This window comes from Limnohabitans curvus (genome assembly GCF_003063475.1).
GTDB lineage: Bacteria > Pseudomonadota > Gammaproteobacteria > Burkholderiales > Burkholderiaceae_C > Limnohabitans > Limnohabitans curvus.
Genome location: NZ_NESP01000001.1, coordinates 2,237,086 through 2,248,962, shown reverse-complemented (window position 1 = coordinate 2,248,962; position 11,877 = coordinate 2,237,086). Strand labels below are relative to the sequence as shown.

General features: G+C 55.7%; 14 protein-coding genes and 1 tRNA gene. All 15 read right to left on the bottom strand.

Annotation, left to right across the window (positions count from 1 at the left end; translation table 11 throughout):
* Positions 1 to 309 (bottom strand): NADH-quinone oxidoreductase subunit NuoK, encoded by a 309-nt coding sequence (gene nuoK, locus B9Z44_RS11270; RefSeq protein ID WP_104799163.1) that lies wholly within the window; start codon positions 307 to 309, stop codon positions 1 to 3.
* Entirely contained in the window at positions 306 to 1,061 is a 756-nt protein-coding gene (locus B9Z44_RS11265; protein WP_108402479.1) for an NADH-quinone oxidoreductase subunit J, read from the bottom strand. Before B9Z44_RS11265 ends, nuoK begins: the two co-directional genes overlap by 4 nt.
* Positions 1,062 to 1,072: 11 nt before the next feature.
* Positions 1,073 to 1,585 carry an NADH-quinone oxidoreductase subunit NuoI gene (gene nuoI / locus B9Z44_RS11260; RefSeq protein WP_108359112.1) on the bottom strand — a complete coding sequence of 171 codons (513 nt, stop codon included), beginning with the start codon at positions 1,583 to 1,585 and terminating at the stop codon, positions 1,073 to 1,075.
* Between the two features lie 15 nt (positions 1,586 to 1,600).
* Positions 1,601 to 2,683 (bottom strand): NADH-quinone oxidoreductase subunit NuoH, encoded by a 1,083-nt coding sequence (gene nuoH, locus B9Z44_RS11255; protein WP_108359113.1) that lies wholly within the window; start codon positions 2,681 to 2,683, stop codon positions 1,601 to 1,603.
* Positions 2,683 to 4,806 (bottom strand): NADH-quinone oxidoreductase subunit NuoG, encoded by a 2,124-nt coding sequence (nuoG, locus tag B9Z44_RS11250; protein WP_108402478.1) that lies wholly within the window; start codon positions 4,804 to 4,806, stop codon positions 2,683 to 2,685. The genes nuoH and nuoG overlap by 1 nt, the downstream gene beginning before the upstream one ends.
* A gap of 14 nt (positions 4,807 to 4,820) precedes the next feature.
* On the bottom strand, positions 4,821 to 6,173 hold the full coding sequence (gene nuoF / locus B9Z44_RS11245) for an NADH-quinone oxidoreductase subunit NuoF (protein WP_108359115.1): 1,353 nt from the start codon (positions 6,171 to 6,173) through the stop codon (positions 4,821 to 4,823).
* A 2-nt stretch (positions 6,174 to 6,175) separates the two neighbouring features.
* The gene (gene nuoE / locus B9Z44_RS11240) at positions 6,176 to 6,691 is read right to left on the bottom strand and encodes an NADH-quinone oxidoreductase subunit NuoE (protein ID WP_108359116.1); all 516 of its coding nucleotides are present in this window, start codon (positions 6,689 to 6,691) and stop codon (positions 6,176 to 6,178) included.
* On the bottom strand, positions 6,688 to 7,941 hold the full coding sequence (locus B9Z44_RS11235; protein ID WP_108359117.1) for an NADH-quinone oxidoreductase subunit D: 1,254 nt from the start codon (positions 7,939 to 7,941) through the stop codon (positions 6,688 to 6,690). Before B9Z44_RS11235 ends, nuoE begins: the two co-directional genes overlap by 4 nt.
* A gap of 2 nt (positions 7,942 to 7,943) precedes the next feature.
* Positions 7,944 to 8,555: an NADH-quinone oxidoreductase subunit C gene (locus B9Z44_RS11230; RefSeq protein WP_108359118.1), complete on the bottom strand. Its 612-nt coding sequence runs from the start codon at positions 8,553 to 8,555 to the stop codon at positions 7,944 to 7,946.
* A 24-nt stretch (positions 8,556 to 8,579) separates the two neighbouring features.
* Entirely contained in the window at positions 8,580 to 9,056 is a 477-nt protein-coding gene (locus tag B9Z44_RS11225) for a NuoB/complex I 20 kDa subunit family protein (protein ID WP_100132916.1), read from the bottom strand.
* 40 nt (positions 9,057 to 9,096) lie between these two features.
* Complete coding sequence (locus B9Z44_RS11220) at positions 9,097 to 9,456, bottom strand: NADH-quinone oxidoreductase subunit A (RefSeq protein ID WP_108359119.1); 360 nt, start codon at positions 9,454 to 9,456, stop codon at positions 9,097 to 9,099.
* A gap of 89 nt (positions 9,457 to 9,545) precedes the next feature.
* Positions 9,546 to 9,630: transfer RNA gene (locus B9Z44_RS11215), tRNA-Leu, on the bottom strand.
* Between the two features lie 109 nt (positions 9,631 to 9,739).
* A complete protein-coding gene (gene secG, locus B9Z44_RS11210; RefSeq protein WP_108359120.1) occupies positions 9,740 to 10,078 on the bottom strand; it encodes a preprotein translocase subunit SecG in 339 nt (112 codons plus the stop codon).
* Between the two features lie 25 nt (positions 10,079 to 10,103).
* Positions 10,104 to 10,862 carry a triose-phosphate isomerase gene (tpiA, locus tag B9Z44_RS11205; protein ID WP_108359121.1) on the bottom strand — a complete coding sequence of 253 codons (759 nt, stop codon included), beginning with the start codon at positions 10,860 to 10,862 and terminating at the stop codon, positions 10,104 to 10,106.
* Entirely contained in the window at positions 10,862 to 11,863 is a 1,002-nt protein-coding gene (locus tag B9Z44_RS11200) for an NAD(P)H-quinone oxidoreductase (RefSeq protein WP_108402903.1), read from the bottom strand. The genes tpiA and B9Z44_RS11200 overlap by 1 nt, the downstream gene beginning before the upstream one ends.
* Between the last annotated feature and the right edge of the window lie 14 nt (positions 11,864 to 11,877).

Here is an 11,877-nt window from a genome sequence, read left to right as displayed (position 1 = left end):
TTAACCCTTGAGCGTGTTGAGTTCATCCACGTTGATGCTGGACTTGTTGCGGAACAACTGCACCAGAATCGCCAAGCCAATGGCAGATTCAGCAGCCGCCACGGTCAAGATGAAGAAAACAAAGATTTGGCCGTTCAAGTCACCCAAGTAGTGTGAGAACGCCACGAAGTTCATGTTGACCGCGAGCAACATCAATTCAATCGCCATCAACAAGACGATCAAGTTTTTACGGTTCAAGAAGATGCCGATCACAGAGAGTGCGAACAAAATCGCACCCAGCGTGAGGTAGTGGCCTAAGGTGATGCTCATGCTTTTGTCTCCTCGGCGGCGGGTGCTGCAGGCACGGGTTTGACCGCGTCCATCTTCACCAACGTCACACGGTCACGGGCCTTGACGCGAACTTGGTCGCCCGCGTTTTGGAATTTGCTGTCTTTGCGTGCGCGCAAAGTCAAAGCGATGGCAGCAATCAAAGCCACCAACAAAATCAATGCCGCCACTTGCACGGGGTACAGGTACTCGGTGTAGAGCAACACACCCAAGGCTTTGGTGTTAGAAGCTTGCGCCACCACCACGTGGCCCACATCTGCAGCAGCGGCTGTGGTCAATGCAGCAGATGCCGCATCTACGGCAGCCGAAGCCACATCAACAGGCGCCACCGCAGTGACCGCCGCTGGGGAAATGATTTGTGCAGTCAGTTGTTTTTGAGGTTCGCTGATGCGGAAACCGCCCAACAAGACACCCGCCAATTCCAGAGCGATCACCGCACCCACAGTGGCTGCGAGTGGGAAATGCTTCCAGAAGCCTTGGCGAATGCTGTCGATGTTGATGTCGAGCATCATCACCACAAACAAGAACAAGACCATCACCGCGCCCACGTACACGAGCACGAGAGCGATGGAGAGGAATTCTGCTTTGAGCAACATCCAGATGCCCGAGGCTTGGAAGAAGGCCAAGACCAGGTACAGCGCGGCGTGCACAGGGTTGCGCGCCGTGATGACGCGGAATGACGCAAACAGCATGACTGCTGAGAACGCGTAAAAAAGAGCCGATTGAACGTCCATCATGAAATCTTTCAACGGTATTTGGCGTCAGCTGCTTTGTTGGCAGCGATTTCGGGTTCGTAGCGGTCGCCCACTGCCAACAACATTTCTTTGGTGAAGTACAGGTCACCGCGTTTTTCGCCGTGGTACTCAAAGATGTGTGTTTCAACGATCGAATCAACGGGGCAGCTTTCTTCGCAGAAACCGCAGAAGATGCACTTGGTCAAGTCGATGTCGTAGCGGGTGGTACGGCGGCTGCCGTCTTCGCGCTGGTCTGATTCGATGGTGATCGCCATCGCTGGGCACACGGCTTCGCAGAGTTTGCAAGCAATGCAACGCTCTTCGCCGTTTTCATAACGACGCAAAGCATGCAGGCCACGAAAGCGTGGAGACAAAGGTGTCTTCTCTTCCGGGAACTGAATGGTGATGCTGCGCGAGAACATGTATTTGCCTGTGAGGGCCATGCCTTTGAACAGCTCGAGCAACAAGAAGCTCGACAAAAAGTCGCGCAACGAGAAAGGAGCGGAATGTGTAGTCGTTGTCATGGTGTAGTTCCGGCCTTAGTTCCAGATATTCCAAGGTGTTTGGATCCAAACACCCACCACCAACAACCAGATCAGGGTGAGCGGAATGAAGATCTTCCAGCCCAAACGCATGATTTGGTCATAGCGATAACGTGGGAACGTGGCACGCACCCACAAGAACATGGTCACGACCACGAAGGTCTTGATGCCAAGCCAAATCCAGCCAGGGATCATGTTGAACAGTGCGTTGTCGAAGGGTGACAACCAGCCGCCCAAGAACATCACCACGGTCAACATCGAGACCAAGATCATGTTGGCGTATTCGGCCAAGAAGAACATGGCAAAGGACATGCCCGAGTATTCGATCATGTGGCCAGCCACAATTTCGGATTCACCTTCCACCACGTCAAACGGGTGACGGTTGGTTTCAGCCAAACCGGAGATGAAGTAAATGATGAACACGGGGAACAAAGGTAACCAGTTCCAAGACAAGAAGCCCAAGCCCTTGTCAGCCATCATGCCTTTGGCTTGGCCCATGACGATGTCGGTCATGTTCAAGCTGTTCGAGATCATCAAGACGATCACGAAGCAAAAGCCCATGGCAATTTCGTAGCTCACCATTTGAGCCGATGCGCGCATGGCACCAATGAAAGCGTACTTGGAGTTAGACGCCCAACCCGCGATGATGACGCCGTACACCTCAAGCGAGGTGATGGCCATCAAGAACAGCAAGCCAGCGTTGACGTTGGCCAAAGCCACATCAGGACCAAAAGGAATCACCGCCCATGCAGCCAAGGCTGGCATGATGGTCATGATTGGGCCCAAGAAGAACAAGCTGGTGGTCGCTTGAGTCGGGATGATGATTTCTTTGGTGAGCAACTTCAGCGCGTCAGCGATGGGCTGCAACAAGCCACCAGGGCCAGTGCGGTTGGGGCCTTTACGGATTTGGGTGTAACCAATGGCTTTGCGTTCCCACAAAGTCAGGTAAGCCACGCAACCGAGCAAAGGCAACAGCACCGCCACGATCTTGAGCAAAGCCCACAGAACGGGCCAAGCCAGTGTGGTCCACCACACGTCAGACATCAAGCCGAAGCCTGCGTTGTAAATGTTGTCAACCATCACAGGCCTCCTTGCGACTGGGCCGCAACCGCAGGTTGCTTCGCATCAGCGGTGAGTTGCAGCGATGGTGCGCGACGCACCAAGCTGTCGAGTTGGTAAATCGCCGCAGAGGCTGGCTGACCAGCAACTGGGCTCACGTCCACGCTGGCTGTGCATGCATTGGAGAGCAAGGCTTGCACATCAGCAGGAATCGCTTGGGCACGGACTTCTTCGATGGTCTCGAATTCGAAGCCAGGTACGTGGAGCATGGAGCCCAACACGCGCAAAACTTTCCATGCAGGACGTGCTTCGCCCAAAGGCTTGACCACACCGTGGAAACTTTGTGCGCGACCTTCGGTGTTGATGAACGTACCCGCAGTCTCAGTGAAGGGCGAGATGGGCAGCAGCACATCGCTGATGTCCATGTTGGCCTTGAAGGGAGACAAGGTGACCACCATTTCGGCTTGGCCGATGGCTTGTGCGGCAGCTGCACCGTTGGCAGCGTCGAAAGCGGGTTCGGTGTTCAGCAACACCACCGCCTTCAAACCACCTGCCAACATTTGACCGGCGTTTTGACCGCCCGCTTTTGGCAAGGCGCCCACCACTTGAGCGCCCACGGTGTTGGCAGCTTCACCGAGGTAACCCACGGTTGCGCTGGTTTGTGCGCCGATCCAGTTGGCCAAGCTGAGCAAGCTCGATGCTTTGGCGTGATGCGCCGCTGCGTTGCCCAACAAAATAGCTTTGCGTTCGCCGCCGGTCAATGACTTGGCGATGGCTTGTGCTTCAGCACTGTTGGCGTTGCCCGCCACAGGTGCAGCAGCACCCGTGATAGCCCCCACAGCCGCTGCGATGTCAGCCAAGGCTTGCACCCAGTTGGCAGCATCTGCCACCAAGGTGTTGGCCACAGGCATGGCCCAGTCGTAGGCTTGTGCGTTCAAGGCGTTGACCTTGCCACCGTTGCGCACAGCTTGGCGCAGACGTTGGGCCAACAAAGGCTGGTCTTTGCGCACGTTCGAGCCAATCACCAAGACGCGTTGCAGCGTGGTGAGAGACGCCACAGAAGTACCCAACCAACGGGCTTTGCCGTCGTGCTGGAAGTCTGCAGCGCGCAAACGTGTGTCGATGTTTTGGCTACCCAAGCCGCGCGTCAGCGCTGCGGCCAAGTACAACTCTTCAGCTGTGCTGTGTGGGCTTCCCAACGTGCCGATGGCTTGTGGGCCGTGCTGGGCTTTGACGCCTTGCAAGCCGTTGGCCACGTATTCGAGGGCTGTTTGCCAATCGACTTCTTTCCACTCGCCGCCTTGCTTGAGCATGGGCTTGGTCAAGCGGTCTGCACTGTCCAAAGCTTCGTAGCTGAAACGGTCGCGGTCAGCAATCCAGCATTCGTTGACGTCTTCGTTTTCCAAAGGCACGACGCGCATGACTTTGTTGTTCTTGACTTGAACGACCAAGTTGGCGCCGGTCGCATCGTGTGGGCTGACCGACTTGCGACGGCTCAATTCCCAAGTACGTGCGCTGTAACGGAATGGCTTGCTGGTCAACGCGCCCACGGGGCAGATGTCGATCATGTTGCCTGAGAGCTCGGAGTCGACCGATTGACCCACGAAGGTTTCAATCTGAGCGTGTTCACCACGGTGGGACATACCCAGCTCCATGATGCCGGCCACTTCTTGACCAAAACGCACGCAGCGTGTGCATTGGATACAACGGCTCATCTCTTGCATGCTCACCAAAGGACCGACGTCCTTGGGGTTCACGACACGCTTTTCTTCTTCGTAACGTGAAGTAGAACCGCCGTAACCCACAGCCAAGTCCTGCAACTGGCACTCACCGCCTTGGTCGCAAATAGGGCAATCCAGAGGGTGGTTGATGAGCAAGAACTCCATCACCGATTGTTGAGCCTTAATGGCTTTGTCGCTCTTGGTGCGAACAATCATGCCTTGCGTCACGGGCGTAGCGCAAGCAGGCATAGGCTTAGGAGCTTTCTCCACATCGACCAAGCACATGCGGCAGTTGGCCGCGATGCTGAGTTTCTTGTGATAGCAGAAGTGCGGAATATAGGTGCCGGCCTTTTCAGCTGCGTGCATGATCATGCAGCCTTCTTGGACGTCAATCTTTTTACCGTCGAGTTCGATTTCAATCATGGCACTTATCCGTGTCAAACGTAGGCAGAGACCGTGCAGGTCTTGTGCGTGATGTGGTGTTCAAACTCATGGCGGAAGTGCTTGATCATGCCGCGCACGGGCATGGCTGCTGCGTCTCCGAGGGCGCAAATCGTGCGGCCCATGATGTTCTCTGCCACGTTGTCGAGCAATGCCAAGTCGCTTTCGCGGCCTTCACCACGCTCAATGCGGTCGACCATGCGCCACAACCATCCCGTGCCTTCACGGCAAGGTGTGCATTGGCCGCATGACTCGTGCATGTAGAAGTAGCTCAAACGTTGCAGGCTCTTGACCATGCAGCGCGAGTCGTCCAACACGATCACCGCACCTGAACCCAACATCGAACCCGCTTTGGCGATGCTGTCGTAGTCCATGGTGCAGTCCATGATGATGTCGGCAGGCAACACCGGCGAAGACGAACCGCCAGGAATCACAGCTTTCAGCTTGCGACCTTTGCGAACGCCACCGGCCAACTCCAACAATTTGGAGAACGGTGTGCCCATCGGGATTTCGTAGTTGCCAGGCCGCTCGACGTCACCGCTGACCGAGAAGATCTTGGTGCCGCCGTTGTTGGGCTTGCCGCATTCGAGGTAAGCCTGACCACCGTTGTTGATGATCCAAGGCACCGCTGCGAATGTTTCGGTGTTGTTGATGGTGGTGGGCTTGCCGTACAAACCAAAGCTCGCAGGGAACGGTGGCTTGAAACGAGGTTGGCCTTTTTTACCTTCGAGCGACTCCAACAAAGCGGTTTCTTCGCCGCAGATGTAAGCACCAAACCCGTGGGCGGCGTGCAACTGGAAGCTGAACGTGGAGCCCAAGATGTTGTCACCCAAGAAGCCTGCTGCGCGGGCTTCCTCGAGGGCTGCTTCAAAACGCTCGTAAGTTTGGAAGATTTCGCCGTGGATGTAGTTGTAACCCACGCTGATGCCCATGGCAAAAGCGGCGATGGCCATACCTTCAATCACGATGTGGGGGTTGTGCTGCAAGATCTCGCGGTCTTTGCACGTACCGGGCTCGCCCTCGTCCGAGTTACAGACCAGGTATTTTTGACCTGGGAACTGACGAGGCATGAAGCTCCACTTCAAACCTGTGGGGAAGCCCGCACCGCCACGACCGCGCAAACCTGATTCTTTGACAGTGGCGATGACTTCGTCTTGCGTCATGCCTGTGGTCAAGATCTTGCGCAGAGCTTGGTAGCCACCGCGTGCGACGTAGTCTTGCAACGACCAGTTGTTACCGTTCAAGCCAGCCAAAATTTGGGGGCCGATGTGACGGTCGTGGAAACATGTTTCCACTGCGGTCGTTTGGAATTGGGAGAGAACTTGTAAAGCTTGGCTAGAGGTAGTCATGCTTATTCCTTCACCGCGCGCAAGCCTGCGACCATTTGGTCGATCTTGTCGTCGCTCATGTAGCTGCACATGGTGCGGTCGTTCACCAACAACACAGGCGCATCGGCGCAAGCGCCCATGCATTCGCCAGGTTGCACGGTGAACATGCCATCTGCGGTGGTTTCGCCGACTTCAATACCCAAGGTCTTCACCAAGTGCATCAAAGCGCCCTGCCCGTTGCGCAACTGGCAAGGCAGGTTGGTACACACGTTGATCTTGAACTTGCCAACCGGTTGTTGGTTGTACATGTTGTAGAAGGTGGTCACTTCGTGCACAGCCATGGGGGCCATGCCGAGCAACTCAGCAATCACGCGCTCGCTTTCGGCGCTGACAAAGCCCTGTTCTTGCTGCGCAATCGACAAGCAAGCCATGACGGCAGATTGCTTCTGATCGTCTGGGTATTTGGCAACTTCACGCACAAAACGCGCGTGGGTCTCGGCCGACAGCGGTGCGCTGTGGTGGGTGTTTACAGAACTCATCGGTCAATTTCCCCGAACACAATGTCCATGGTGCCAATGACCGCGACGGTGTCAGCGATCATGTGGCCGCGCGCCATTTCATCCATGGCTGCCAAGTGGGCAAAACCAGGGGCGCGAATCTTCATACGGTAAGGTTTGTTGGCACCATCGCTCACGAGGTAGATACCAAACTCACCTTTGGGATGTTCAACGGCGGCATAAGCCTCGCCTTCGGGCACATGGAAGCCTTCTGTGAAGAGCTTGAAGTGGTGGATCAACTCTTCCATGTTGGACTTCATGCCTTCACGGCTAGGCGCGGCCACCTTGTGGTTGTCAGTGATGACAGGGCCTGGATTGGCGCGCAACCAGTCCACGCACTGTTTGATGATGCGGTTGGACTGACGCATCTCTTCGACACGCACCAAATAACGGTCGTAGCAATCGCCGGTTTTACCCACAGGGATGTCAAAGTCCATGCGGTCATACACGTCATAAGGCTGGTGCTTACGCAAATCCCAAGCGATGCCTGAGCCACGCAACATCGCACCCGAGAAACCGAGATTTTTCGCACGCTCTGGCGTGACCACGCCGATACCGACCGTGCGTTGTTTCCAAATGCGGTTTTCAGTCAACAGGGTTTCGTACTCGTCCACCAACTTGGGGAAGCGTTGTGTGAAATCGTCGATGAAGTCGAGCAAAGAACCTGAACGGCCTTCGTTCAAACGTGCCACCGACTTGGCGTTGCGCACTTTGCTGGCCTTGTACTGAGGCATGCTGTCTGGCAGGTCGCGATACACGCCGCCTGGACGGAAGTAAGCCGCGTGCATGCGCGCACCCGACACCGCTTCGTACATGTCGAACAAGTCTTCACGTTCGCGGAAGCAGTAAATCAAGATGTTCATCGCGCCACAGTCGAAACCATGGCAGCCCAGCCACAACAAGTGGTTGAGCAAACGGGTGATTTCGGAATACATCACACGGATGTACTGCGCACGCTCAGGCACTTCGATGCCCATCATTTTTTCGATGGCCAAGCAGTAAGCGTGCTCGTTGCACATCATGGACACGTAGTCGAGACGGTCCATGTAGGGCAACGATTGGATATAGGTTTTGCTCTCGGCCAGCTTCTCAGTAGCGCGGTGCAACAAACCGATGTGTGGGTCGGCACGTTGGACCACTTCGCCGTCGAGTTCCAACACCAAACGCAGCACGCCGTGTGCTGCGGGATGTTGAGGGCCCAAGTTCAGGGTGTAGTTCTTGATATCAGCCATGGTCAGTGCGTACCGCCGTAGTTGTCTTCACGAATGATGCGCGGTGTGATTTCGCGCGGCTCGATGGTGACGGGTTGGTACACCACACGTTTTTGCTCGGCGTCGTAGCGCATTTCCACGTGACCCGAGGTTGGAAAATCTTTACGGAAGGGATGACCCACAAAGCCGTAATCGGTCAACAAACGACGCAAGTCGAGGTGACCTTCGAACACGATGCCGAACAAGTCAAACGCTTCGCGCTCGAACCAGTTGGCAGAGTTCCACAAGTCGTTGACGGAAGCAACCACAGGCACGTCTTCGCTCACAGCGAACACGCGCACGCGCAGGCGCCAGTTGTGAGTCACCGACAACAAATGGCTCACCACCGCAAAGCGGGGGCCATCGGTGAATTTGGAATGGGCTCCGTCTTTGTAGCCCGAGTAGTCCAGACCACACAGGTCCATCAACTGCTCAAAACCCAGACGCGCATCGTCGCGCAGGGTTTGGCACACACCGTGGTAATCGGCCGCAGAGACCGTCAAGGTCAACTCGCCCAAAGCGGATTCGAGAAGCTTGACTTTGCTGCCCAGCACGTCGTGCAAGGCCGCTTCAAGCGTTTGAATGGAATGGCTCATTTGTCTTTCCTACGCAATGTGCAATTAGCGTGCGATGGTGTTTTCGCGGCGGATCTTGCTTTGCAACTGCAAGATGCCGTACAACAAAGCCTCAGCCGTGGGCGGGCAGCCTGGCACGTACACATCCACAGGCACGACGCGGTCACAACCGCGCACCACCGAGTAGCTGTAGTGGTAGTAACCACCGCCGTTGGCGCATGAACCCATGGACAACACCCAACGTGGCTCAGACATCTGGTCGTACACCTTACGCAAAGCGGGGGCCATTTTGTTGCACAAGGTGCCAGCCACAATCATCAGATCGGACTGACGGGGACTTGGACGGAACAACATGCCGAAACGGTCGATGTCATAACGGGCAGCACCCGCATGCATCATTTCCACCGCGCAGCAAGCCAAGCCGAATGTCATGGGCCACAACGAGCCCGTTTTGGCCCAATTCACCACCGAGTCATACGACGTGGTGATGAAGCCTTCTTTGAAAACGCCTTCAAGTGACATAGTTATTCCTTATTCCCAATAGGACAGAGAGCCGATTGGGTTACTCCCAATCGATGGCGCCCTTGATCCACATGTAGGCAAAGCCTGCAACGAGGATGGCAAGGAAGATCATCATGTCGATGAAGCCAATGAAACCAATTTCCTTGAGCGCCACGGCCCAAGGGAACAAAAATGCGATTTCCAAATCAAACAAGATGAAGAGGATGGCAATCAAGTAGTAGCGCACGTCAAACTTCATGCGCGCGTCTTCAAACGCTTCGAAGCCGCATTCGTAAGGAGAGTTTTTAGCCGGATCAGGACGGCGTGGGCCTAAGAAAAAGCCGATCGCTTGGGGAGCAACCCCCACGCCAAGGCCCACAAGGATGAATAAGAGGACGGGAAGGTATTGTTCTAAGCTCATCTCAATCTCGCGGTCTGACTATCTGGTTTTTAGTCTGCGAAGTCTGCCGTAACTGGTTGACACCAGAGTTACAGCAGACTTTTTTTGGATGGTGCCGTCGGCGAGACTCGAACTCGCACAGCTTTCGCCACTACCACCTCAAGATAGCGTGTCTACCAATTTCACCACGACGGCTTTGGGTTGTTTGTTCTACAAAAGCGAAGAGGGATAACGCTTCCTGAACAGCCTCAGAGTTTACCCCGAAAAAGGGCCCCATTCGCTCTGAAGCGTGAAGGTTTTGCGATTACTTGGTGGGGATTTGCGCCGCACCAGAGGCAGGCACTTCGGCCACTGGCGCAGGGGCAACCACAGCACCTTCGAGCACGCTGCCAGAGCTGACAGGACGCAAGTTACCAAAGTAAGCCAAAGCCAATGTACAGACAAAGAAAACAGCAGCCAACACACCCGTCGTGCGCGACATAAAGTTAGCACCACCGCTGGCACCAAACAAGCTGCCAGAGCTGCCACTGCCGAAAGCAGCGCCCATGTCCGCACCTTTGCCGTGCTGAACCAAGATCAAACCAATCATGCCCAATGCAGCCAACAACTGAACCACTTGAACGATATTCAAAATCAAACTCATAAAAACTCCGAAAAATGTATTAATTTCAACGTGCCGCAGCAGCGATGATGGTTAAGAAATCTGCAGGCTTGAGGGCAGCGCCACCAATCAGGCCGCCATCAATGTCGGGTTGCGCCAGCAATTCAGTCGCATTGGCCGCGTTCATGCTGCCACCGTACAGAATGTGCACGCGCTCAGAATGCTCGGTCGCCGCTTTGAGCTGCGCACGCAACACAGCATGCACGGCTTGCGCTTGCTCGGGCGAGGCCGTTTTACCTGTACCAATGGCCCAGACTGGCTCGTAAGCCACCACGATTTCGCTGATGCAATGGCCGTTGGTGTGAATCACAGCGGCCAATTGTCGCTTGACCACTTCTTCGGTTTTGCCAGCCTCACGCTCAGCCAAAGTCTCGCCCACACACACGATGGGCGTGATGCCCGCTGACAAAGCATGTTGCGCTTTGTGCGCCACTTGCTCATCGGTTTCACCGTGGTATTGGCGACGCTCTGAATGACCGACGATGGCGTAACGCACCGCAAAGTCTTTCAGCATCGCAGCCGAAATTTCACCTGTGTAAGCGCCCTGCTCGTGCGCCGACACATCTTGTGAACCCAAGTCAATGCCCGAGCCTTTGACCAACTGCTGTACTTGCGACAAATACGCCGCAGGCACACACACCGCGACCTGGGCGTGTTTACCACCCAAGGCTTGCGCCAAGCCCTGCTGCACACCGTGCACCAAAGCTTCGTTGGCAGCCAGGCTGCCATTCATCTTCCAATTGCCCGCAATAAGTTTTTGTTTCATCACTTACTCCAAGTCAAAACAATCTTGCCAATGTGTTGATTGGACTCCATCAAACGGTGTGCATTGGCAGCACCATCGGCAGAAGCCGCCTCAAATGTGGCGTGAATCACAGACTTGATGCGCCCGGCTTCGATCAACGGCCACACATGCTCGCGCAAATTACGTGCAATCGCCGCTTTGAAAGCCACCGAGCGTGGACGCAAGGTCGAACCCGTGATGCTCAAACGACGGCGCAGCACCAAACCAGCGTTGAAGCTGCTCTTGGTACCACCTTGCAACGCGATGATGACCAAACGGCCATCCTCTGCCAAGCATTCCACTTCACGTGCCACATAGTCGCCAGCCACCATGTCGAGCACCACATCCACACCTTTGCCACCGGTCAGGCGCTTGGCCTCGGCCGCAAAGTCGTGGGTTTTGTAGTTGATCGCATGGTCGGCACCCAGCGCCACGCACGCAGCACACTTGTCGTCGCTACCCGCAGTGACGATGACAGTGGCTCCCATGGCCTTGGCCATTTGAATCGCCGTCACACCAATGCCGCTAGAGCCCCCCTGCACGAGCAATGTTTCTCCCGCTTGCAAATGCGCACGGTCAAACACATTGCTCCAAACAGTAAAGAATGTCTCAGGTAACGAAGCTGCTTCCACATCACTCAACCCTTTGGGCACTGGCAAACACTGCGCCACAGGCGCCACGCAATACTGCGCATAGCCACCACCGGCCACCAAGGCACACACACGGTCACCCACGCTCAGACCCGCAGCAGCCATCGCAGCCACATCGCCTGATTCAATGACACCTGCCACCTCAAGGCCCGGCACATCCGATGCGCCAGCGGGCACGGGGTAATTGCCGGTTCGCTGCAGCACGTCAGGGCGGTTGACGCCACTGGCGCTGACACGAATCAGCAATTCCCCCTCACCCGCCAGCGGCACGGGCCGCTGGGCCACGCGCAGCACCTCAGGGGCGCCGGGCGTGGTGATTTCAACGATGTGCATCATGTGCGCGACCG